The organism is uncultured Microbulbifer sp. (assembly GCF_913055755.1).
Taxonomy (GTDB): Bacteria; Pseudomonadota; Gammaproteobacteria; order Pseudomonadales; family Cellvibrionaceae; genus Microbulbifer.
In genome coordinates this window covers 14,769-37,220 of the sequence record NZ_CAJXKH010000025.1, presented here as the reverse complement: position 1 = coordinate 37,220, position 22,452 = coordinate 14,769, and the positions used below count along the sequence as shown (strand labels likewise).

General features: G+C 63.1%; 17 protein-coding genes. 8 read left to right on the top strand and 9 right to left on the bottom strand.

Features of this window, described 5'->3' with window-relative positions; all coding sequences use genetic code 11:
• From QZ511_RS06510 to QZ511_RS06500, 3 genes are all read right to left on the bottom strand, one after another.
• Nucleotides 1-665: PhzF family phenazine biosynthesis protein (locus QZ511_RS06510; RefSeq protein WP_295800718.1), on the bottom strand; the 665-nt coding region annotated here is incomplete at its 3' end.
• 113 nt (nucleotides 666-778) lie between these two features.
• Nucleotides 779-2,056 carry an inorganic phosphate transporter gene (locus QZ511_RS06505; RefSeq protein WP_295800716.1) on the bottom strand — a complete coding sequence of 426 codons (1,278 nt, stop codon included), beginning with the start codon at nucleotides 2,054-2,056 and terminating at the stop codon, nucleotides 779-781.
• Nucleotides 2,057-2,071: 15 nt separating this feature from the next.
• A complete protein-coding gene (locus tag QZ511_RS06500) occupies nucleotides 2,072-2,749 on the bottom strand; it encodes a TIGR00153 family protein (RefSeq protein WP_295800713.1) in 678 nt (225 codons plus the stop codon).
• A gap of 224 nt (nucleotides 2,750-2,973) precedes the next feature.
• Between QZ511_RS06500 and QZ511_RS06495 the strand changes: the two genes are divergently transcribed.
• The 5 genes from QZ511_RS06495 (at nucleotide 2,974) to QZ511_RS06475 (ending at nucleotide 10,850) form a co-directional block, all read left to right on the top strand.
• Entirely contained in the window at nucleotides 2,974-4,746 is a 1,773-nt protein-coding gene (locus QZ511_RS06495) for a GspE/PulE family protein (protein WP_295800710.1), read from the top strand.
• Nucleotides 4,747-4,838: 92 nt separating this feature from the next.
• On the top strand, nucleotides 4,839-5,741 hold the full coding sequence (locus QZ511_RS06490) for a PhzF family phenazine biosynthesis protein (RefSeq protein ID WP_295800708.1): 903 nt from the start codon (nucleotides 4,839-4,841) through the stop codon (nucleotides 5,739-5,741).
• Nucleotides 5,742-5,779: 38 nt separating this feature from the next.
• Nucleotides 5,780-8,647: a bifunctional [glutamate--ammonia ligase]-adenylyl-L-tyrosine phosphorylase/[glutamate--ammonia-ligase] adenylyltransferase gene (gene glnE / locus QZ511_RS06485; RefSeq protein ID WP_295800705.1), complete on the top strand. Its 2,868-nt coding sequence runs from the start codon at nucleotides 5,780-5,782 to the stop codon at nucleotides 8,645-8,647.
• A gap of 184 nt (nucleotides 8,648-8,831) precedes the next feature.
• Nucleotides 8,832-9,794 carry a branched-chain amino acid transaminase gene (locus QZ511_RS06480; RefSeq protein WP_295800702.1) on the top strand — a complete coding sequence of 321 codons (963 nt, stop codon included), beginning with the start codon at nucleotides 8,832-8,834 and terminating at the stop codon, nucleotides 9,792-9,794.
• 150 nt (nucleotides 9,795-9,944) lie between these two features.
• Nucleotides 9,945-10,850 (top strand): glycosyltransferase family 2 protein, encoded by a 906-nt coding sequence (locus tag QZ511_RS06475; protein WP_295800699.1) that lies wholly within the window; start codon nucleotides 9,945-9,947, stop codon nucleotides 10,848-10,850.
• Between the two features lie 216 nt (nucleotides 10,851-11,066).
• Here QZ511_RS06475 and QZ511_RS06470 read toward each other — a convergent pair whose 3' ends face one another.
• Together QZ511_RS06470 and QZ511_RS06465 are read right to left on the bottom strand one after the other, a co-directional pair.
• A complete protein-coding gene (locus QZ511_RS06470; protein WP_295800697.1) occupies nucleotides 11,067-12,410 on the bottom strand; it encodes a UDP-glucose/GDP-mannose dehydrogenase family protein in 1,344 nt (447 codons plus the stop codon).
• A 109-nt stretch (nucleotides 12,411-12,519) separates the two neighbouring features.
• Nucleotides 12,520-13,545, bottom strand: a complete 1,026-nt coding sequence (locus QZ511_RS06465; RefSeq protein ID WP_295800694.1) for a glycosyltransferase — start codon at nucleotides 13,543-13,545, stop codon at nucleotides 12,520-12,522.
• A 146-nt stretch (nucleotides 13,546-13,691) separates the two neighbouring features.
• Between QZ511_RS06465 and QZ511_RS06460 the strand changes: the two genes are divergently transcribed.
• Nucleotides 13,692-14,678, top strand: a complete 987-nt coding sequence (locus QZ511_RS06460; protein ID WP_295800689.1) for an ELM1/GtrOC1 family putative glycosyltransferase — start codon at nucleotides 13,692-13,694, stop codon at nucleotides 14,676-14,678.
• A complete protein-coding gene (locus QZ511_RS06455) occupies nucleotides 14,675-15,727 on the top strand; it encodes a glycosyltransferase (protein ID WP_295800686.1) in 1,053 nt (350 codons plus the stop codon). The genes QZ511_RS06460 and QZ511_RS06455 overlap by 4 nt, the downstream gene beginning before the upstream one ends.
• 188 nt (nucleotides 15,728-15,915) lie before the next feature.
• Here the strand turns inward: QZ511_RS06455 and QZ511_RS06450 are convergent, their stop codons facing one another.
• The 3 genes from QZ511_RS06450 to QZ511_RS06440 form a co-directional block, all read right to left on the bottom strand.
• Complete coding sequence (locus tag QZ511_RS06450) at nucleotides 15,916-16,590, bottom strand: YrbL family protein (protein WP_295800682.1); 675 nt, start codon at nucleotides 16,588-16,590, stop codon at nucleotides 15,916-15,918.
• Complete coding sequence (locus tag QZ511_RS06445) at nucleotides 16,587-17,705, bottom strand: glycosyltransferase family 4 protein (protein ID WP_295800679.1); 1,119 nt, start codon at nucleotides 17,703-17,705, stop codon at nucleotides 16,587-16,589. Before QZ511_RS06445 ends, QZ511_RS06450 begins: the two co-directional genes overlap by 4 nt.
• A gap of 73 nt (nucleotides 17,706-17,778) precedes the next feature.
• The gene (locus tag QZ511_RS06440; RefSeq protein WP_295800677.1) at nucleotides 17,779-19,191 is read right to left on the bottom strand and encodes an O-antigen ligase family protein; all 1,413 of its coding nucleotides are present in this window, start codon (nucleotides 19,189-19,191) and stop codon (nucleotides 17,779-17,781) included.
• Between the two features lie 239 nt (nucleotides 19,192-19,430).
• Between QZ511_RS06440 and waaA the strand changes: the two genes are divergently transcribed.
• Nucleotides 19,431-20,726 (top strand): lipid IV(A) 3-deoxy-D-manno-octulosonic acid transferase, encoded by a 1,296-nt coding sequence (waaA, locus tag QZ511_RS06435; protein ID WP_295800674.1) that lies wholly within the window; start codon nucleotides 19,431-19,433, stop codon nucleotides 20,724-20,726.
• Between the two features lie 79 nt (nucleotides 20,727-20,805).
• Here the strand turns inward: waaA and QZ511_RS06430 are convergent, their stop codons facing one another.
• The gene (locus QZ511_RS06430) at nucleotides 20,806-22,290 is read right to left on the bottom strand and encodes a TolC family outer membrane protein (RefSeq protein ID WP_295800672.1); all 1,485 of its coding nucleotides are present in this window, start codon (nucleotides 22,288-22,290) and stop codon (nucleotides 20,806-20,808) included.
• Nucleotides 22,291-22,452: the final 162 nt, after the last annotated feature.

Here is a 22,452-nt window from a genome sequence, read left to right as displayed (position 1 = left end):
TTCTGCGCCCAGAAGGGCACCAGCCGGGTGTGGGCGGAGCCGGTGACCGGGTCTTCGTCGATGCCGATGGCGGGGGCGAAGAAGCGGCTGACAAAGTCGCAGTCGTATCCCTCGCCGGGCGCGGTGCAGATCAGGCCCTTGTAGGGGAGGGCGGCGACGGCGCGCATATCCGGGGCCAGTTCCGCTACTTGTGCGGCGCTCGCGAACTCCAGCAGCAACTGGTCATCGGAACCCGTCACCTCCAGTGCGCTCAGGGGCTCCGCGCCCAGTGCGTGTGCGTATTCCGGCGGCAGACTGATTTCCGCATTGTGCTGGGCCGGAAAGTCCAGGGTCAGCAACGCCTGTTCCTGGCGCACCAGCAGCTCGCCGCTGCGGGTGAAGAAGTGGATCTCGGGATCGGTGAATCCCAGCTCGCTCCACAGCAGGTGTGCGGTGACCAGGGTGGCGTGGCCGCACAGGGGCACCTCCTCACCGGGGGTGAACCAGCGCAGTTCGAAGCCGTTGCCGGCGGGCACGGTAAACGCGGTTTCGGCGAGATTGTTTTCCGCGGCGATCTGCTGCAGCAGCCGGTCTTCGAGCCAGCGGGTCAGCGGTACATAGGCGGCGGGGTTGCCCTTGAACAGTTCGGAGGTAAAGGCGTCGGCCTGATAGATGGGCAGTTGCATGGGAGTTTCCTTCTCTCAATGCCAGCAAAGCAGAAAATAAAGAAAATAAAAAAGGGAGCGTGAAGCTCCCTTTTTAACAGGTGACGGCGGCAGTTTCTATTACCGCCCGGCCATCAGGGGCCAAACACGCCCTTGAAGAAGAAGAAGAACACGATCGCGAGACCGGCGCCCGCCGGCAGGGTCACTACCCAGGAGGCGGCGATGGTGGTGATCATCCTCAGGTTGAGGGCGCCGATACCGCGGGCCAGGCCGACACCCAGCACCGCACCTACCAGGGTGTGGGTGGTGGAGATCGGCAGGCCGGTGCCGGAAGCCAGTACCACGGTGGCGGCGGCGCCCAGCTCGGCGGCGAAACCGCGGCTCGGGGTCAGTTCGGTAATCTTGCGGCCGATGGTGGCCATTACCTTGAAACCGTAGGTGGCGAGACCGACAACGATACCGGCACCACCGACCAGCAATATCCAGGAGGGCATGGTGGCCTTGGCGGTTACCGCACCCTGCTGCACGGTGTTGACCACTGCCGCCAGCGGGCCGACCGCGTTGGCCACGTCGTTGGAGCCGTGGGCGAAGGCCATGGCGCAGGCGGTAAATACCATCAGGATGGCGAATACGCGCTCGACATTGGCGAAGCGGTTGTGGCGTTCGCGTTCCGGGTCGCGCTTGATGCGTTTGAGCATCGCGATACCGATACCCATCACGATCAGGCCGGCGATCCCCGCGATCAGCGCATCCTGCCAGAAGCTCAGCACGATGTCGGCATCCTTGAATACATGCTTGAGGCCCTTGGTGAGGGTCACCATGGCGATCATCCAGCCCACCGCAAACATGTAGAAGGGAATGTAGCGCTTGGCGTTGGCGAAGGGATCCTCGGTGTTCAGGATCAGCCGCTGCACACTGCGGAACAGCATGAATGACAGGGTGCCCGCCAGAACCGGGGATACTACCCAGCTGGCGACGATGCTGCCCACCTTGCCCCAGGCTACCGCGTCGGCGGAAATGCCCACCGCGGAGAAGCCGACAATGGCGCCAACAATGGAGTGGGTGGTGGATACCGGCCAGCCGAGCACGCTGGCGATGGCCAGCCAGGTGCCGGCGGCGAGCAGCGCGGAGAGCATGCCGTACACCAGCAGCTCGGGATTGTCGTTAAACAGGTCCGGGGAGATGATCCCCTTGCGGATGGTGGAGGTTACCTCACCGCCGGCCAGATAGGCGCCGGCGAACTCGAAGATCATGGCGATCACGATCGCCTGTTTGATGGTCAGTGCGCGGGAGCCCACCGAGGTACCCATGGCGTTGGCGACGTCGTTGGCACCCACACCCCAGGCCATGAAAAAGCCGAATACGCAGGCCAGGATCAGAAAGATGTGGCCGTACTGAGCAATGATTTCCACGAATTGTCTCCCCCTTTAACGCGCCAGTAGCAGCTGCAATCGGTTGCCCACGCCGTGGGCCTCGTCCGCCAGCACACCAATCCATTCGATTACCCGGTAGAGGAAAATCACGTCAACCGGCGGCAGGTCTTTTTCTATTTTGAACAGTGTGGCGCGCACTTCTACTTCCAGCTTGTCGGACTTGCGCTCCAGGTCATCCAGTTCTTCGGTCATGCGGCGGGCGATATCCACTTCGCGGCCGGCAAAGCCGGATTCCAGCAATTCGTCCAGTTCGTTGATCGCGGTCAGTGCCTGGGCCGAGGCGGCCACGGCGCTCTCCACAAAGGTGCCCATCATCGACTGCATGGACTCGGGAACCTGCATCTGGCGGCCGATGGCGAGGCCGGCGATATCCTGGGCGGTATTGGCCACCTTGTCCTGGGCGTGCAGCAATTCCAGCAGGTCGGAGCGGGACACCGGCATGAACAGGCTGTCCGGCAGGTGCAGGCGCAGGTCTTTCTTGATGTCGTCGGCGCGGTTTTCTGCGGCGCTGATGCGCTGCTGAATGCTTTTGGCAGTGCTGAAGTCCCCCTTCATAAGGGCTTCAAAGAAGGGCACCAGATCCGCTGACGCCTCGTGGGCAGTTGCCATGTGTTCCTTGATCGGCTTGATCGGCGAGCGGCCGAACAGGTTGGCGATGTTGGACAGGGGCATGGTCTGTTCCTTTTTCCGGTCCTGACAGATTGAAAAATGACCGCCGAGGCGGCCGGGTGGCGGCATGGTACCCCAACCTTTGCACAGGTCACAGTGACCTTTCGGTTTCACAGCTAATCCGCGATCGGGCCTTTGTCGAAAGGCGCACTGTCGCCGGCGGTCAATAGAGCTACAATGCGCCTTCCAATAAAGATTAGACCGCAGCTGACAACGGGGAAGTAACTATGGCGAGCAAACTGGCGGACCGGGTACTCGACCTGCCGGGGCTACTGGAAGACCTGGTGAGCCAGGGCTATGTCAGTCGCCTGGATGCCAACCGCCTGATTGGCACCCCGCGCACCGCGGAGCAGGCGCAGATGCACCCGCTCAGCTATATCGCCAGCTGCGAGCTGGAGAACCAGAAGAAGCCCGGCAAGATTCTCGATGCGGCCACGCTGACCCAGTGGCTGGCGGATACTTCCTCCCACGGCCTTTACCATATCGACCCGCTGAAGGTGGATGTGGCGGCGGTGACCGAGGTGATGAGCTTCCAGTTTGCCAAGCGCCACCAGATCCTGTGTGTAGAGGCCAGCAAGGATATGCTGCTGGTGGCCACCGCCCAGCCCTATACCAGTGGCTGGGAAGAGCAGCTGGAGCACACCAGCGGCCGCGCGGTACAGCGGGTGGTGGCCGACCCCGCGGATATCAAGCGCTACGGCACCGAATTCTATTCCCTGGCCAACTCCATCTCCGGCGCCAGCGGCCTCAAGGGCAGCTCCGGGGCGCACAACTTCGAGCAGCTGCTGGAACTGGGCAACCTCAAGGACCCGGAAGCCAACGACCAGCACATCGTCAATATCGTCGACTGGCTGCTGCAGCACGCCTTCGACCAGCGCGCCAGTGATATCCATATCGAGCCCCGCCGCGGCGTGGGCCGCATCCGCTTCCGCATCGACGGCGTGCTGCACCCGATCCACGAGCTGCCGGACCAGGTGAATGCCGCCGTCACCAGCCGCCTGAAAATCCTCGGCCGCATGAATGTGGCGGAGAAGCGCAAACCCCAGGACGGCCGCATCAAGACCAAGCGCCCCGACGGCAGCGAGGTGGAGTTGCGCCTGTCGACCCTGCCCACCGCATTCGGCGAAAAACTGGTGATGCGGATCTTCGACCCGGAAGTACTGGCGCGCTCCTACCACGACCTGGGCCTTGCCGGCGACGATCTGGCCCGCTGGCAGACCATGCTCGGGCGCCCCAACGGCATTGTGCTGGTCACCGGTCCCACCGGCTCGGGCAAGACCACCACCCTGTACACCGCGCTCAAGCAGCTGGCGTCGACAGAAGTGAACGTGTCCACCATCGAGGACCCGATCGAGATGGTGGAGGACAGCTTCAACCAGACCCAGGTGCACCACAGCATCGGCCTGGATTTCGCCGCCGGCATCCGCACCCTGATGCGCCAGGACCCGGACATCATCATGGTGGGGGAGATCCGCGACCTGGAAACCGCGCAGATGGCGGTACAGGCGGCGCTCACCGGCCACCTGGTGATCTCCACCCTGCACACCAACGACGCCCCCACCGCGGTGACGCGCCTGCTGGATCTCGGCCTGCCTCATTACCTGCTGAAATCCACCGTGCTCGGGGTTATGGCCCAGCGCCTGGTGCGCACCCTGTGCCCCAACTGCAAGCGCAAGGCGGAGGTCAGCGATGAGGACTGGCAGGCACTGGTGAAACCCTGGAAAGCGCCGAAACCGGAAGTGGTGTACCAGCCCGAGGGTTGTCTCGATTGCCGCAACACCGGTTACCGCGGCCGCCAGGGCATCTATGAAATACTGCCGTTCAGCGAGGGGATCCAGAGCCTGGTCACCCACGATTGCGACCTGCAGCAGGTGCGCAGGCAGGGCATGCGCGAGGGCATGAACAGCCTGCGCCTGTCCGGGGCAAGAAAAGTGGCGGCGGGTATTACCACCGTGCAGGAAGTTTTGCGGGTGGCGCCGCCGCCGGATATCGCTTTCTGATCTTGATGTCGCGCATTTTCATTGGTGCGCCAATACGTCATAGTCAGGGAAGTGACTGAAGCAACTGGAAACCAATAAAAAGGACGATAAAGATGACGATTGAATACGCATTACTCGATGTTTTTGCTGACGCACCATTTCAGGGCTCTCAAATAGCAGTGGTGAACCTGGCCGGATGCGCGCTGGATGAGGCGGCCAAGAGGGACATCGCCAGCGAATTCCAGCAATCGGAGACGGTCTTTATCGAGCCGCAACAGGCGGTGCCGGCGAGCGTCTACAGCAGTCGCGGGCAGCAGCGCTTCGGCGCCCACACCATTCTCGCGGCCTCCTTCATGGCATTTGAGCTGGGACTGACAAAGAGCGAGGGCAGTTTCGCCTCGTTTCTGCTGCAGCAGGACAGCGGCCTGATCGAAAGCTTTATCGACGACAACGGTGGCACCCCGGGAAATATTCAGTTCGCCCGCGTGCTCTCGCCCACCTGCGACCGCTATACCCCGGAAATTGCCCGCCTCGCCGCGGCGCTCAATACCGAGGAAAAACACATCACCTTCAGCAAGTACAAGCCGCTGGTGGTGAGCGTGGATACCCCGACCCTGATCGTGCCCTTCACCCGTCCCGAGCATGTGTTGGCGGCGAGCCTGAACCCGGAGCGCTGGGGAGAACTGCTCGGCGACATGTATACCTCGGAACTGTTCCTGTTCGCCCCGGGTTCCATTACCGGTGGTACCGAATTCCACGGCCGCCTGCTGAACCCGAACCTGCCGCCAGACGTGTTCCCGCCCATCGGCAATGTGATGCCGGAATTCGTCGCCTACCTGGCGGAGCAGCAGGAAACCGCTGCGGGCACCCATACTTTCTCCATTGACCGCGGCAGCCTGGACTCGCGCAAGAGTGTGCTGCACGCGGAGTTCGACAAAAAGCCCGGCAAGGAAGTGCGCTGCCGCATCGGCGGCAACGTGATCAAGATGGGCGAAGGCAGGTTGCTGCACCCCTGACCGAACCGGCCTGCAACCTGCAACAGGAGTCATACCCCATGCCGTTGACCGATCACTGCCCACCGCAACACCAAGCGTTAGTGCGCCAGCGCTGGGATTCCTGGTGCGCGGCGATGGATGGGGAACCGGTAATTTCACGGGTGCAAGCCCTGCTGGCGGACGGCGACAAATGTGCGGCACTGGCGCGGACGCTGGCTGGTTCGGATTTCTTCATGCAGCAGTGCAGTCGCATGCCGGAGTTGTTACCGCAACTGCTGGAGCAGGATGACTGCGGGCTCGCAGCGCCGGATATCGCGCAGATTGAATCTGAAGAGGACCTGGAGCGGAACCTGCGCCAGCTGCGCAACCGGGCCAATGCCGAGGTGATCTGGCGGGACTTCGCCGGCCAGTGGGATATCCCCGCGGTGTGCGCCCGTCTCACCCAGCTGGCGGAGGTGTGTATCCAGAGTGCGCTGGACTGGCACCGCGCAAAAATGGTCGAGCGTCACGGCGAGCCCCGCGACCGCGACGGCAATATCCAGCCGATGATCGTGCTCGGCATGGGCAAGCTGGGGGCGCGTGAGTTGAACCTGTCTTCGGACATCGACCTGATTTTTGCCTACCCGGAGCCCGGGCAATCGGACGGTGACAAGCCACTGGAAAACCAGGCCTGGTTCCAGCGCCTGGGGCAGCGCCTGATCAAGTCCCTGGATGCGGTCACCGCCGACGGCTTTGTGTTCCGCGTCGACATGCGTCTGCGCCCCTACGGCGGCAGCGGTCCGCTGGTTAGCCACTACGCGGCACTGGAGGACTACTACCAGACCCAGGGCCGCGAGTGGGAGCGCTATGCCATGATCAAGGCGCGCCCGGTGGCCGCGGCGGGGCAGGGCGCGGCGGAGGCCTCGGAAGAATTGATGGAGCTGCTGCGGCCGTTTACCTACCGCCGCTATATCGATTTCAGCGTGATCGAGGCGCTGCGGGAAATGAAGGCCCTGATCCAGCGCCAGGTGCGCGCCCGCGGCCTGGTGGACAACATCAAGCTCGGCCGCGGCGGCATCCGCGAGGTGGAATTTATTGCCCAGGCGTTCCAGTTGATCCGCGGCGGCCGCGAACCGGACCTGCGGGTGCGCAACCTGTTAAGGGTATTGCCGCTGCTGGAAAGCGATGGCCACATCCCCACCGGCAGTGCCGAAAAACTGCGGCAGGCGTACCTGCTGTTGCGCCGGGTGGAGCACGCGCTGCAGGCGGAGCGCGATCAACAGACCCAGACCCTGCCGCCGGAAATGGAGCGACGGCAACAGCTGGCCTTTGCCCTCGGCTATGACGGCTGGAGCGCCCTGGAACAAAAACTGGCAGAAGCGCGCGCCGCCATCGAGGGTGAATTTGACCTGGTGATCGCGCCGCCGGAAGAGAGCGCGGAAATCTCCAGCAGTGACCAGTGGCAAATGCTGTGGGCCGGTTGCGAGCGGGAAGAGGACCGCGACAGCTGGCTCGAACTGCTGCACGACACCGGTTTCCAGCCCGCAGCCAAGGCGCTGGAGGCGCTGGTCGGCCTGCACGGTGATCGCATCGTCAATGCGCTGCCGGCGTCCGGTCGCCAGCGCCTGGACCAGACCATGCCGCTGTTGCTGGCGGCGGCTTCCGAAGTGAGTGAGCCTTTACTGGCGCTGGAGCGGGCAATGCCGCTGCTGCGTTCCATCCTGCGCCGCAGCGCCTACCTGGTGCTGATCAATGAAAATCCGCTGGTGCTGGCGCAACTGCTGCGGCTGTGCTCGGCCTCGCCGTGGATTGCGGAGCAATTGGCAAGGCACCCGATCCTGCTGGACGAAATGCTCGACCAGCGCCGCCTGTTGCAGCCCTCCACCGCGCAGGACATTGCCGACGACCTGCGCCAGGAAATGCTGCGGGTGGACCCGGAAGACCTGGAAGCACAGATGGAAGCCCTGCGCCTGTTCAAGCAGGGCCAGAGCCTGCGCATTGCCGCCCAGGAAGTCACCGGCGCGCTGCCATTGATGAAGGTGAGTGACTCCCTCACCTGGCTCGCCGAAGCGATCCTGCAGCAGGCGCTGACCCTGGCGTGGCAGCAGGTGACGGACAAGCACGGCGCCCCCCAGGGGGCCAGCGCCGAGGATATGCGCTTTGCCATCGTCGCCTACGGCAAGCTCGGCGGGCTGGAACTGGGCCACGGCTCCGACCTGGATATCGTATTCGTGCACGACGCCGAACCCCAGCAGTACACCGATGGCGCAAGATCCATCGACAACCTGAGCTTCTATACCCGTCTCGCGCAGCGCCTGATCCACATCCTGCAGACCCGCACTTTGAGTGGGCCGCTGTACGAGGTGGATACCCGCCTGCGTCCCTCCGGCAATTCCGGCCTGCTGGTGACCTCGCTTACCGCGTTTGAAAAATACCAGCGCGAGAGCGCCTGGACCTGGGAACATCAGGCGCTGGTGCGCACGCGCCCGGTTGCCGGCAGCGAGCGCCTCGGCAAGGCCTTCGAATCCCTGCGCACAACACTGTTGTGCAGCGGGCGGGATGAACAGAAATTGCGTGAAGCGGTGGTGGAAATGCGCAATAAGATGCGTGCGCACCTCGATAAGAGCAATGATCGGCAATTCGACCTCAAGCACGGCCCGGGCGGTATTGTCGATATCGAATTTATGGTTCAATATGCTGCATTGGCCTGGGCGCAGGGCGCCCCTTCAATCGTGCGATATACCGATAATATCCGCATTCTTGAAAGCCTCACCGAGGCGGGCCTGATGCCGGCCCACCAAGCCGCGCATTTGATCGACGCCTACAAAGCCTACCGATCTGAAGGTCATCGCCTGGCATTACAACAGCTGCCGGGGGTTGTATCCGGTGACCAATTCGAAGCGGAAAGAAAGACCGTTGAAACAACTTGGCAGCAGATACTTGGGTGAAAGGCCGCGAGAGAGTCGCGTCCGCCCGATGACTGTGCGCTGCCCGATTAAACTGTTTTTCATCAGGCTCTGTGCTGTAGGAGCCTGCCTGCAGGCGAACAGGCTCGATCCGGTATAGACCGTCCCGCTCCTTCCCCAGGCCGCTCCTACAAAGCGCGTTAACGATTTTTTGTAGGAGTTTCCCATGTCTTTTGCCGATAGAGACGGCGTTATCTGGTTTGACGGTGAACTGGTTCCCTGGCGCGATGCCCGGGTTCACGTGCTCACCCACACTCTGCATTACGGAATGGGCGTATTCGAGGGCGTGCGCGCCTATGAACCCGCCGATGGCGGCACCAGTATCTTCCGCTTGAACGAGCATACCCGCCGGCTGTTCCGCTCTGCCAAGATCATGAACATGCCGATGCCGTTTGACGAGGCGCAGCTGAACGAGGCCCAGCGCCTGGTGGTGCGCGAGAACGGCCTCAAGGAAGCCTATCTGCGGCCGATGGTGTTTTACGGATCCGAGGGCATGGGCCTGCGCGCCGACGCCCTGCAGACCCACGTGATCGTTGCCGCCTGGGAGTGGCCGAGCTACATGACCCCGGAAGCCCGCGAGCTGGGCATCAAGGTGAACACCTCTTCCTACACCCGCCACCACGTGAACATCGCCATGTGCAAGGCGAAGGCCAACGGCAACTACATCAACTCGATGCTGGCGCTGCAGGAGGCGATCCGCAACGGCTGTGAAGAAGCGCTGCTGCTGGACCCGGAAGGCTATGTGGCCGAGGGCAGCGGTGAGAACTTCTTCCTGGTGAGCGACGGCGTGATCTACACCCCGGAGCTGACTTCCTGCCTGGACGGTATTACCCGCAATTCCGTGATCCAGCTGGCCCACGAGTGCGGCTACAAGGTGGTGGAAAAGCGCATCACCCGCGACGAGGTATATATCGCCGACGAGGCCTTCTTTACCGGAACCGCCGCGGAAGTGCTGCCGATCCGCATGCTTGACGGTCGCACCATTGGCGCCGGCCGCCGCGGCCCGATCACCCGGCGGTTACAGCAACTGTACTTTGACGTGGTGCAGGGCAGGAGCCAGGCGCACCTGGGCTGGCTGAGCGATGTTTCCGATTCCGGCCTTGCAGAAGATCGCCTGGCGGCAGTCTGACATTCCCCTGATTACTGCTGCTGGCCCCGCCCCGCGGGCCAGTGGCAGCGCTCATTGATCCTGCCAAGGTCGACCGGCCTCCGGCTTCGTATAGTTCCCCTCTGTCTCTTCCCGTAGAATGTCCCGCTGTCACATAGCGGGTGCCGTTGCATGCTTCAATATTTCCTGAAAAAGCGCTTGCGCAAGCACGATGCGGTCAACAACCGCAAACTGGAATCCATCATGTGGGCGCAACGGCTGCAGCAGCTGGCGCTGGCGGGAGATGGATCGGGAGTGGGGAATGACCGCGAGCACAGTATCGTCGTTTCCCTGACCTCCTTTGATCGGCGTATCGACAACCTTTACCTCACCATCGAGAGTCTGTTCCAGCAGTGGCTGAAGGCGGACGCGGTGGTGTTATGGCTCTCGGAAACACAGTTTCCCGGGCGGCAGTTGCCGGAAAGCCTGGTCAGGCAGCAGCAGCGGGGGCTGCAGGTTTTCTTTGTGGAGGACCTGGGGCCCTACACCAAATACTTCTACGCGTTCGAGCAATTTCCCGGCAGCCTGATCCTGACGGTGGATGACGATGTGCTCTATCCGCCGGATATGATCGATCAGCTGTATCGCGCCTACCTGTGCAACCCCACCTATATCCATTGTCAGCGGGCGCACAAGATGCTGCTGGATAAACGCGGCAAGCTGCTGCCCTACGACGACTGGCAATCCCAGTGGCGCGGGCAGGATATCGGCGGCGAACCATCGCCTATGGTGTTCCCCACTGGCGTTGGCGGCGTGCTGTATTTTCCCGGTTCGCTGCACGCTGATGCCTTCGACAGGGAAAAATTCATGCGCCTGTCTCCGCGGGCGGACGATGTCTGGCTGAAGGCAATGAGTCTGTTGCAGGGCACGCCCTGTGCGAAAGTGCGGGATGCGAGGGACTGGTCGGAACGCTATTTCACGCTGGGAGGAACCCAGAGTACCGCGCTGAAACGGGAAAACTGGCGCAAGCGCGGCGGCAATGACTGCAAGATCCGCGATGTGTTTACGCACTACGACTTATACAAACTGTTAGATTGATTAACCTTAAGTTTTCAAAGTTCGGACATGCGCAATAATTTGATGTGAAGGTGTCGATGCCGGGGGCAGTCTTGCAAGACCTTCCGCGAGAGGGACCTCGCGGAAGAGCCCCCATGGACGGGTTCACGGCGTGTCTTGCAAGGCTGCCCCCCGGTAGCGACACCGCCACTGCCTCTGTTCGAAGCGCAAATGGCAATGCGGGAACCGCACGCTGAATTACTGGGCGCTCGCCACCTGCGGGCGGCCGACGCATAAATATTCGAAGCCCGCTTCCGCCATATCCAGCGGGTGGTAGAGATTGCGGCCGTCGAAAACCACCGGATCATTCAGGCTGTTTTTCACGGTGGTGACATCCAGGGTCTTGAACTGCTGCCATTCGGTGGCAACAATCAGCGCATCCGCGCCGGCCAGGGCGCTGTCGCGGGTGCCGCACAGCTGCAGGTCTTCGCGGTTGCCGTAGATGCGCTCGCACTCGTGCATCGCTTCCGGATCGAATGCGCGCACTTTTGCGCCCATCTGCCACAGGTTTTCCATCAGTACCCGCGCCGGCGCCTCGCGCATGTCGTCGGTGTTCGGCTTGAAGGACAATCCCCACAGCGCAAAGGTCTTGCCGGAAAGGTCGCTGCCGTAGCGCTGCACGATCTTGTCCAGCAGGTAGTGTTTCTGCTGCTGGTTGCGGCTTTCCACCGCGTTGAGAATTTCCGGCACTATCCCCAGCTGGGTGGCGGTGGTCTTGAGCGCCTGCACGTCTTTCGGGAAGCAGGAACCGCCGTAGCCGATACCCGCGTAGATAAAGTGGTAGCCGATGCGCGGGTCGGAGCCGATGCCCTGGCGCACCGCCTCGATATCCGCGCCCACCTTGTCCGCAATCACCGCCATCTCATTCATGAAACTGATCTTGGTGGCGAGCATGCAGTTGGCCGCGTACTTCGCCAGTTCCGCGCTGCGGGTGTCCATGGCGAGGATCTTTTCGTGGTTGCGGTTGAACGGCGCATACAACTGGCGCAGCTTCTGTTCCGAGGCCTTTTCGGAGGTGCCGATAATGATGCGGTCCGGGCGCATGCAGTCGGCCACCGCGGAACCTTCCTTGAGAAACTCCGGGTTGGAGATTACATCGAATTCCAGCTGTGCGGCGTCGCGGGCGGCGAGGGTGCGGGTGACTTCCTCGCGCACCTTGTCGGCGGTGCCCACCGGCACGGTGGATTTGTTGATGATGTATTTCTTGTCCTGCATGTGTTCGGCGATTGTGCGCGCAACGGTGAGCACATAGCGCAGGTCTGCGGAGCCGTCCTCGTCCGGTGGGGTGCCGACGGCGATAAAGATGAGTTCGCCGTGGGTGACGCCCTCGGCGGCATCGGTAGAGAAGGTGAGGTTGCCGGATTCCACGTTGCGTTTGACCAGTGGCTCCAGGCCCGGTTCATAGATCGGAATATGCCCCTGCTTCAGGCGCTGGATCTTGTCGTCATCGATATCAATGCAGGCAACCCGGTGGCCGGCCTCTGCCAGCACCGCTGCCTGAACCAGTCCGACATAGCCAGTGCCAAATACGGTGACATTCATAGGTGTTTCCCTTGCAAATCTTGCTGAGCGGGCGCCGCCGCTGCAGAAACCTGTGTTGCGACGGCTTAAATCCCGAAACTATATAACGGATTTGTGACAGTCGCTGTATCTAGCGCTGCCACACGTAGTCGTGGCTGAAGGGCTGTTGGCTGGCGGCCTCGACGATGTACTGGGCGTACAGGGTGTTGTTGATTTCCCGGTGGAAGAATTCCCGGCAGCGCCCGGCCCAGTGGCGGCGTTTGGCGTCGTCGTGGTGGAACTCGCGCACCTGCTGGATCAGGGAGTCGGCGTCGTCGAAATAGGTCAGGGTCTCTGCCGGCATAAAGTCTGCAAAGCGCGCGGCGGCGTGGGTGAATACCAGCAGGCCATTGCCGGCCATCTGCGCAATGCGTGCGGAGGAGTACCACTGGTAGCCTTCCTGGCGGTTCAGGTTGAGGCCCATTTTGCTCGCCGCCAGTTTGCGGTCGTAGTCCCGCCCCCACAGGGTGGGCTGGTCGAACATGCCCGGGGTGTGGAAGCGGAAGTCCGCCGGCAGCGCCTGCTTCAGCTCGGTCACCAGCCGGCCGCGCTCGGTGTGCTGCTGGGATTTGCTGCAGAACAGCAGGTCGGTTTGCAGTTGCGGGTCGTCCGCGGCCAGTGCGCTGGTGTCGGCGCTTTCCACCGCCGGGTCCACCGGATTCGGCATATGCCAGAGCCTGGCGCGCTTGCCGCTGAAGATCTGCAGGTCGTCGACACCGGTGGAGACAAACATGGCGTCGGCTATCTCGCAGCGCTTGGCGATATTGGCCGCGTTGGTAGGCACGAACAGCGGGTCATTGTTGCACGCGGCGATGATGATATTGGGGTTGCGGCGGCGGATCTCGGCGAAGGTTTCGTTGTCGATCAGGTCGCAGTGGCCGATCACGATCAGGTCCGGCTCGAAGGCCTCTGCGGTCTGCAGCAGGCGCTGGTTGGTCTTCTTGCGCCCCAGTTCACGGATGCGCAGCGGCGCCTCAAAGGCGGCGACGTCGCGGTCGCTGAAGGCGAGGACGTTGTGGCCTGCGCGCACCAGCCCCGTGTACAGCTTGATCGCCCAGCTGACCCGGGTGTGGCCATACTTGCGTTGCTGGTGGTTGTCGACGTGGATAATGCGCATGGGGTCTACTGCCGGTGAGGGGCCAGCGTTGGCGGGCCGCGGGAAGTGAGCGGGCATTATACTGGGCGCTTGCGGGCCTTCAAATGAACGCCTCGACACTGTGTACATCCCGGCGCAGCTTCATTCGCCCCGCCGGCTGCGGTAGCATGCGCCCACTTACCGCAGTCAGCGGTGGTCGCTCGCAGTTGCGCGGCCGCCGGCTATCTGGAGATTTTCTATTGCCGCTTACCATCTGGCGTTTTCTCGACGGCAATCGCGCCCATGAAAAGCAGAGTGCCGCGCTGCTGAGCGGGCTGCGCAGCTGCCTGGGCGAAGCTAAAGTGGATTGCCACGATATCCCCTGCAGCGAGGCCGGCTTTTCCCTGTTCGGCGGCGTGCCCGCAGTGCTCGATACTCTGCCGAAGCCCGACTTTGTCGTCGGCGCCGGCCACCGCAGCCACTGGCCGGTACTGCGTGCGCGGCGGCATTTCGGCGGCCGCAGTGTGGTGATCATGAAGCCGAGCCTGCCGCTGCACTGGTTCGATTTCGCCATCATCCCCGAACACGACCGCCCGCAGCCGCTGGCCAATGTGATCCTGACCCAGGGCGCACTCACCGAGCCGCTGCCGGCGCTGGATCCCGATCCGTGCCGGGGACTGCTGCTGTTCGGCGGCCCCAGCAAGCACTTTCACTGGGATGTGCAGGCGGTAACCACCGCCACCGAGCAGTTGCTCAGGCAGCCGCTGCAGTGGGTGGTGTCCGACAGCCGCCGCACCCCAGAGGGTACCCTGACACAGCTGGCCGACAGCGGCGCCGAGCTGTGGGACTGGCACCGCTGCCCGCCGGGCTGGCTGGCGGAGCAGATGGCCCGCGCCGGGCGTATCTGGGTGACCGGCGACAGTATTTCCATGGTGTTTGAGGCGCTGCAGAGCCGCGCCCAGGTGGGGATTATCCCGCTGCCCAGCCGCAAGCCCGCCAACAAGGTGCGCGGCGCGGTACAGCGCCTGGTGGACCAGGGGCTGGTGTGGGACCGCATAGGGTCGTTTTCCAGGGATAACTGGCAGCCCAGAGAGCCGTTCAACCAGCAGGTGAGCTGCGCCCGCGCACTGTTGCACCGCTGCGGCATTCCGCTCCCGAATCAGGAGCCCGCATGAGCGAACACAAAAGTCCGGAGACCCCACCGCGCAGGCACCGTATCTGCCACCTGTTTTCCAGCCAGGAGATCGGCGGCCTGGAAAAACACGTGCAGGAGCAGTGCCGCTGGCAGCTGGCGAATACCGATGCGGAAGTGTTTGTGATCGCCCACCCCCGCTACCGACACATGTTTGACGAGGGCGTACAGTTCCTGGCGGTGAACACCGACCGCGGCCGCCGCAACCCGATTCTCAGCGCGATTCTCGTCTACCTGATGCGTCGCCACGCGTTTGATCTGGTGCATGCCCACGGCGGCAAGCCGGCGCAGATCATGCAGCGTATCCAGGGCTTGATCCCCGCCGAAGTGATCATTACCCGGCACAATACCGGCAATCCGAAAGACAAGGTGTCGAAGCATTTCCGCAACCGGATCGCGGTGAGCAAGCGCGCGGTAAAGAACTCGCAACTGCAGTGGGAAATCATCCCCAACGGTACCGAGATACCGGAAACCGGCGACAGTTACCGCGGGCTGCTGGACGAGAACCGCCCGGCGGTGCTGTCGGTGGCGCGGATGGTGCCGGCGAAGGGGATCGACATCCTGATCAATGCCTGGGCGCGCGCGGAAGTGGGCGATGCGGTGCTCTACCTGCTGGGTGACGGCCCGCTGCACGACAAGGTCGAGGCACAGGTGCAGTCCCTCGGGGTTGAGGACAGCGTGCGTTTTGTCGGTTTCCAGCGCGCGGTGGCGGACTGGTTCCCGGTGGCGGACATGATGGTGATTGCATCGCGCCACGAGGGCGGTCCCTATACCGTGGCGGAAGCGCTGTTGGCGGATTGCCCGGTGCTTTCCACCAATGTGGGCTACGTGTCGGAAAACATCCCCGCGCAGTATGTGGTGCCGATTGAAGATGAAAAGGCGCTGGCGGTGCTGATTACCGCCGCACTGGGCGACCCGGGCAAGCTGCGCGACAGCTATGCCCCTTACTTCGCCCGCGCCCGCGCGCGACTGACGCTGGATGCCATGGCGAGGGATACCTGGCGGGTGTATCTGAAAGCGCTTGAGGGGTGAGATCTTTGCGGGCTTTCATACGAAGCTTTACGCGCTGAATTGAAAGCTGAGTGCCGGGATAAGCCTTTCGAAACCGTCGGCGACAGGACGTCGCCGCGGAGCTTACAGGGATGTATTCACAGCGTTTTCGAAAGGCTTATCCCGGTGCTCAGCTGCCACTGGTGGTGATCAGAATATACAGGTGCAGATTAAAAGCGCCGCCGGCTAGCTTTCTCTGCCTGTTTCCACGTCAGGGATTTATCGGAAACTTCCCATTCCACTCGCGCCCACATACGCTCGATCCTGCGTTCGATATAGCGGGCGTTGGCGCCTTCGAATAATTCCTCAATGGGCAGGAAAGTGGCGCGGCCGAGGCCGTCGATCAGGTAGAGTTCCGGCTGCCCGTGCTCCTCGCGAATCACCAGGTTGTGGGGCAGCAGGTTTTTGGTCATGACCCGGGTTGCCCGCAGCCATGCGACAAAGCGCTCCAGCGCCCCGCGGATCGGCGCATCCAGCCCTTTTGTTTGCAGGTAGTGCTCCAGGGTTTCTCCCGGTTCGCCATTGGCGTCGAGAATCAGCTCGGAAACCGCACCGGGCCCTTCAGTGGTCTCCTGCATACCGTACCAGCGCGGCAGGTGTTGCCATACCGGGCTGTCTGCAGGCGCATTTTTCAATACCTGCTGGTTGTAGCCTTCCACTTCCCGCGCATTGTCATCGAAACTGTCGTCGCTCAGGAAAGACTTGTACCAGGGGGCGCGCTTGCGCAGCTGGTCGATGCGCCCGGGGAGCATGACTTTCACGCAGCGGTCCGGGTACTGCGGGTGACGGTAGCAGTGGCGGTTGCCGCCGCTGGCAAAGGGTTGCAAGGTGCTGAGATCGATCAAGAGGCAGTCCGCGGTTTATCGAGCAGTTGCTGGTAGAGGGCAAGCGTGCGTTCTACCAGGGTGTCCAGGGTGAATTCCGGGGCGAGTACCGCGCGGACGTCGGTGTCCAGCAGGGCCAGGGAGGTTTCCCTGAGTTGCCGGGCGTTGCCGTTTTCCACCAGGCCAGCGGGAAAGCAGGCGCGCAGGGATTCCGCCGGTCCGCCGATATCGTAGCCGACGATGGGGGTGCCGATGGCAGCGGCCTCGATCACGGTGCGCCCGAAGGGTTCCGGTCTTTTCGACAGGTTGTAGACGATGGCGGACTGCTTGTACCAGTGGCGGATATCGCTGCGGCGACCGACAAAGCTGATGTGATCCGCTACCCCCAGTTGCTGCGCCAGGGTTTTCAGTTCTTCCGCATAGTGCTGTTTGTTTTTTTCCGCTCCGCCCAGCACCACACCGTGCACGTCGTCGCGGGTTTTGACCAGCTCGGCAATCAGCTGGATAAAATCTTCCTGCCCTTTCCAGCGGGTCAGGCGGCCCGGCAGCAGCAGCCATTTTTTGCCGGCGAGGCCGGGGAATGCCGCAGTGACGCCGTCGAGCCAGCCCTCCGGTAGCGGTTCATCGGCGGAGAACTCCCCGGTGTCCACGCCGCGGTAGATGATCTGCGGTTCAGCCTTGAGGAAGTTGGCGTAGTTCTGCAGTAGGTAGTCTTTCACACATTGGGAAATCGCGATCACCTGCTCGCTCTGGGCCATTACCGCGCTGTAGCGGTTGATGGAGTAGAGGCCGTGGGCGGTGCTGACCAGCCGCGGGCGGGTCTGCGGATTCATCTTCTTCCACGCCAGGTAGGTCAGCCACGCCGGTACCCGCGAGCGCACGTGCACTATGTCCGGCTTGAGTTCCTCGAACAGGCGGCGCAGCGGACGCACCTGGCGCAGGCTCCACAGGGACTTTTTATGCACCGGCATCGAGATATGGCGGCTGCCTTCCAGTTGCAGCTGTTCCACCATGCGCCCGCCGCTGGAGATGACGATGGACTGGTGGCCGGCGCTGGCCAGCGCGCGGCCGAGGTCCAGGGTGCCGCGCTCGACACCGCCGGAATTCAGGGCGGGCAGTAACTGGATGACTTTCACAGAGGCGATTCCGGGTTGAAGTTGACCGCGCATTATAGGGCAAAGCGCGGCCGACTTTCTGGCGAGGCGGTGATCAGGGGCGCGGTGCCTCGCCCGGGGCGCTGGCGGCGGCGCGCTTGGCCGCCCACAGCTGGGTGAGCAGGCCGCCGCCGACAATGGCCAGCACCAGACGGCCGCTGTCGTAGAACAGGTAGGACTCGAACAGGTTGATCACACCGAAAAAGGTAGCGAAAGACAGGCAGAACACCAGACTGCTGCCCGGCAGCAGGCCGGCGCGGTAATAGCGCAGGCAGCGGCTGACCAGCCAGTAAACCAGCGCAGCCAGCAGTGCCAGCCCCAGCAATCCGAAATTTACCAGCAGGTCCAGGTAGCTGTTGTGCAGGTGGCCGAAGCGTTGCTTGATATCTTCCGGCAGGCGGGTGGAGTGATCGAAGATCAGACTGCGGCCGTTGCCGCCCCAGCCTACCAGCGGCCGCTCGCCGATCCACTGCAGTGCTACCTCCCAGGTGTGCAGGCGGATGCCGGCACTGGTGTAGGGCACCTTGTCCAGGTCTCCCTGCTGTACCAGTTGCAGGGTCTCGTGCTCCACCGCCAGGCGCTTGTTGACGATATCCCCCAGGGTGAAATAACCGAGCGCCAGGGCGCACAGGCAGGCGGCAATGGCGCTGCTCGCAATCAGTTTGCGCTGGGCTTTGAAGCGCTGGCGCAGGGCCACCACCGCGGCAATGGCAAGCACCGCCAGCGCGACCACAAATCCCGCCCACACGCCGCGGGTCTGGGTGGTGATGATGGCGGCGATACAGGTGGCGAGCGCCAGCAGCCACAACCCGCGGCACAGCCAGCTGCAGCGCGGCGCAGTCAGCAGGCGGGGGGCGAAGGCCAGCAATCCCAGTGCCGCGGTACCGAACAGCATCGCGGTGTGCTGGGCATTCAGCAGATTGAAATCAATGCGCTCGCCGGAGAGGCCGCGCTGCCACTCGGCGAAGCCGCCGCCGGCTATCCACGGTGACAGCAGCAGTCCCACCAGGGCCACGGCCCACAACAGGTGGGCGTTGCGCTCCCGCCCGCCGAGGATCGCCGCCACCGGAATCATTGCGAACCAGGTGGTGAGGCGGTGCACCTTGAACGAAGACTCCGCCCACTGCGGGTGCAGTATCCAGGAGGCGACCCAGGATATGAAGGCGACGCCGATAGCGGCCACTGCCAGCCACACGATAGTGGACTTGCGCAGGGACACCCCGTGCACCGGGCCGCCGTAAAACGCCAGCATGGCGAGGCCGAACAGGTTGGCCAGCAGGGCCGCTTTTTCCGGTAGCGAGTCCAGGGCGATGCCAAAAAAGGCATACACAAGCAACGCCAGGGCGCCGGCAACCTGCAGCCAGGGTTTTGGCCGCATCAGGCAGTTGTTTTGCCACAGGGGCAGCGCTGTGCCAGCGGATAGCAGGCCGGCGCTATTGGTGGAAGTTTGAGAAGGGGTCGAGGTCATATGGGTTACTTCTTGGCTGACCCTCAGTATGTCCATGGGGAGTCGACTCGGATACAGCGGGAATCGAAACAGTTCGCAGTTTTTGTGCCCCGTAGTGGGATGCAGATGGGTTAGAATGCTACCAAACGCGCGGTGTAAAACCACGCAATTTGTCCCAGTTTGCGGTGTTCGGCGGGTTTATTTCACGCCCCGCGCAAAACCGTTCACAACGTTGTCTGCAACCGCCGTATTAGATATTGATGCGCCACCTCTATACCTGGCTATTTCGCCTTACTCTGCCCCTGGTTCTTCTGCGCCTTTGGTGGCGCGGCCGCGCCCAGCCCAGCTATCGTCGCCGCCTGCGCGAGCGCTTTGGCCGCGTGCCTGCCAGGGCCAGCCGCGCCCGCCTGGTGTGGGTGCACGCGGTGTCGGTGGGGGAGACCCTCGCGGCGGTGCCGCTGATCGCTAAGCTGGCTGCGCGGCACCCGGACTGGCAGTGGCTGGTCACCACTACCACGCCCACCGGCTCCGAGCGGGTGCACGCCTCGCTGTTGCCAGTGCTCGGGGGGCGCCTGCTGCATTTCTATGCGCCCTACGACCTGCCGGGGTGCCTGCGGCGCTTCCTGGATGCGCTGCGGCCGCAGATGCTGGTGGTAATGGAGACCGAGCTGTGGCCGAACCTGCTGGCAGCGTGTCGCGAGCGGGGCATTCCCACGCTTCTGGCCAATGCCCGCCTGAGTGAGAAATCCGCGCGCGGATACCAGCGCCTGCACCGCCTTACCGGCCCAATGCTGCAGGACCTGGACCGGGTGGTGGCCCAGTATCCGGCGGATGCTCAGCGCTTCGTGGCCCTGGGGCTGCCGGAATCGCGGGTGGTCACCACCGGCAATATCAAATTTGACCTGCACATCGACCTCGGCCTGGAAAGCGAGGCCCAGGCCCTGGCCCACGACTGGAGTGGTGGCAAAGATGCCCCGCGCCCGGTGTGGCTTGCGGCCAGTACCCATTTTGGCGAGGACGAACAGATACTGGATGCCTTCGCCGGCCTGCAGGCGCAGTTCCCGCAACTGCTGCTGGTGCTGGTACCGCGGCACCCGGAGCGCTTCGACCAGGTGGCGCGCCTGGTCAAGCAGCGCGGCTTCAGCTTGCAGCGGCGCAGCAATGGTGGCGTGCCGTCTGCACAGGTGCAGGTGCTGCTGGGGGACACCATGGGCGAGCTGCTGCGTTTCTTCGGCGCCTGTGATGTGGCCTTTGTGGGCGGCAGCCTGGTACCGGTGGGCGGGCACAATATGATCGAGCCCGCCGCCTGGGGAGTGCCGGTGGTGTGCGGTCCGCACTTGCACAACTTTGCCGCAGTGTCAGAAATGCTGCGGGACGCCGGTGGCATGGCGGTGGTGGAGGATGCGCAACAGCTGTTGGCGCAGTTGGCGCTGTGGCTGGGTAACGAGGAGGCGCGTCGCGCCGCCGGCGCCCGCGCCCGGGAAGTGGCGGCGGAGAACAGCGGTGCGCTGCAGAAACTGGTGCGGGAAGTGGAGGCGCTGGCGGCAGAGTACTGACGCGATTCATCGATTGGAAGCATAAAAAAACCGGTGCCTGGGCACCGGTTTTTTTATGCTTAAAGTGCTGTCACCTGCCTTATTTGGTTACCGGCAGGGCCCCGCTATCGGCGACCCGTACCACCGGCTCACCGGGGTTCAGGCTGGCGTCCAGATCCTGCAGGTCCTGGGGGGCCAGCAGACCGGCGGCCTGTTTCAGGTTCAGGGTGTTGATGACATAGTCGTACAGCGCGTTGGCGTAGTCCGTCTGCGACTGCGCCAGGGTGCGCTGGGCCAGCAGCACGTCGACGATGTTGCGGGTGCCCACCTCGTAACCGGCCTGGGTGGCGTCCAGCGCGCTCTTGGCGGAGATCACCGCCTGCTCGCGCGCGTCTACCCGGGAGGCATCGGTAGTGACCGCGCGGTGCAGGGTGCGGGTGTTCTGGATGGTATTGCGCTCGGTCAGGTTGCGGATGTCCTCTGCCTGGAAGGCCAGGTTGCGCGCCTCGCGGCGGCTGGCACTGAGACGGCCGCCGGTGTAGAGCGGCATATTGAAGTTGATCGCCGCAAAGGTAACTTCGGTACTGTCATCGATGGGTACCGATGAGTTCACCGTGTTGCCACTCTCGGTAGTGGTGGTGGAATTGCGGTCGCCGCTGTCGTCGATATTGGTATAGGACACAGAACCGGTCAGCGTCGGCAGGTGCTCGGCGGCTGCGGCGCGGGCGCCGAGGCGGGCTGCGTTCGCATTCAGGCGCGCGGCCTTGAGGTCGAAGTTGTTGGCGAGGGCAAACTCCACCCAGGCCGCGCGATCCGCGGGCACCGGCGGTGCCACCGAAAAGCTGTCTACCAGCGGCGCCACATTTTCGTGGTATTTGCCGGTCAGTACCGACAGTGCATCGAAATTGCTCAGCAGGTCATCCTGGGCGGTAAGGCGGCGGGCGCGGGAGCTGTCGTAGGCGGAGCGCGAGTCGTACACGTCGGTGATCGCGGTCAGACCCACCTCGAAGCGCTGCTGGGTCTGCTCCAGCTGCTTGGCCAGGGCCTCTTCCTCGGCAATGGCCGCTTCCAGTACGTCGTTGGCGCGCAGCACATTGAAGTAGGCGGTGGCGACACGCACCATCATGCCCTGCTGGTTGAAGCTGAATTCTGCGGCAGACTGCTCACTGGCGGTCTTGCCCTGCTTGTAGCCGAACCAGGCGGGCAGGTCGAAAATGGGCTGGTCCAGTCGCGCACCGTAGCTTCTGGTGTCGATTTCTCGATCGCCACTGGTGACAAAGCCCAGCAGGGCGCCGGTGCTGTTGTCAAACTGGGTGCCGATGGATTCGAAATCGGTCTTGGTTTTGCTGGCTTCCGCTGAGGCATTGATCTGCGGCAACAGCGCGGAGCGGCCGAGGTTTTCCGCCTCGAGTCCGGCGCGGTAGGCGGCGCGGTCGGCGGCCAGTTGCGGGTCGTTGTCCAGTGCCTGCAGGTAGATTTCCCACAGGGTGTCGGCCTGGGCCTGCATGGCCCCGAGGCCCAGCACGGCGGCGGCGAGCAGAGATTTGAGCGGACGCAGTGCGCGCCCTTGTGCACTTCTTGTCATTACGATTCAGTTCCTGTGACGGCGACGGTCTTCAAGTATCCGGCGGTACCGGGTCCAGTGGCGGTTGGGGCCACCGCAGGCCTGTGGCCTGCTTGCCTGTAAACCATGGTGCCAGTCTGATATTGCTGCTCTGGTGGCGGTGCTGGCTTGGCCCCGAATGTT

Coding starts and splice junctions, on each gene's coding strand:
- QZ511_RS06500 (WP_295800713.1), bottom strand. CDS start 2,749: ATGCCCCTGTCCAACATCGCCAACCTGTTCGGCCGCTCGCCGATCAAG.
- QZ511_RS06495 (WP_295800710.1), top strand. CDS start 2,974: ATGGCGAGCAAACTGGCGGACCGGGTACTCGACCTGCCGGGGCTACTG.
- QZ511_RS06490 (WP_295800708.1), top strand. CDS start 4,839: ATGACGATTGAATACGCATTACTCGATGTTTTTGCTGACGCACCATTT.
- glnE (WP_295800705.1), top strand. CDS start 5,780: ATGCCGTTGACCGATCACTGCCCACCGCAACACCAAGCGTTAGTGCGC.
- QZ511_RS06480 (WP_295800702.1), top strand. CDS start 8,832: ATGTCTTTTGCCGATAGAGACGGCGTTATCTGGTTTGACGGTGAACTG.
- QZ511_RS06475 (WP_295800699.1), top strand. CDS start 9,945: ATGCTTCAATATTTCCTGAAAAAGCGCTTGCGCAAGCACGATGCGGTC.
- QZ511_RS06470 (WP_295800697.1), bottom strand. CDS start 12,410: ATGAATGTCACCGTATTTGGCACTGGCTATGTCGGACTGGTTCAGGCA.
- QZ511_RS06465 (WP_295800694.1), bottom strand. CDS start 13,545: ATGCGCATTATCCACGTCGACAACCACCAGCAACGCAAGTATGGCCAC.
- QZ511_RS06460 (WP_295800689.1), top strand. CDS start 13,692: ATGCGCCCACTTACCGCAGTCAGCGGTGGTCGCTCGCAGTTGCGCGGC.
- QZ511_RS06455 (WP_295800686.1), top strand. CDS start 14,675: ATGAGCGAACACAAAAGTCCGGAGACCCCACCGCGCAGGCACCGTATC.
- QZ511_RS06440 (WP_295800677.1), bottom strand. CDS start 19,191: ATGACCTCGACCCCTTCTCAAACTTCCACCAATAGCGCCGGCCTGCTA.
- waaA (WP_295800674.1), top strand. CDS start 19,431: ATGCGCCACCTCTATACCTGGCTATTTCGCCTTACTCTGCCCCTGGTT.
- QZ511_RS06430 (WP_295800672.1), bottom strand. CDS start 22,290: ATGACAAGAAGTGCACAAGGGCGCGCACTGCGTCCGCTCAAATCTCTG.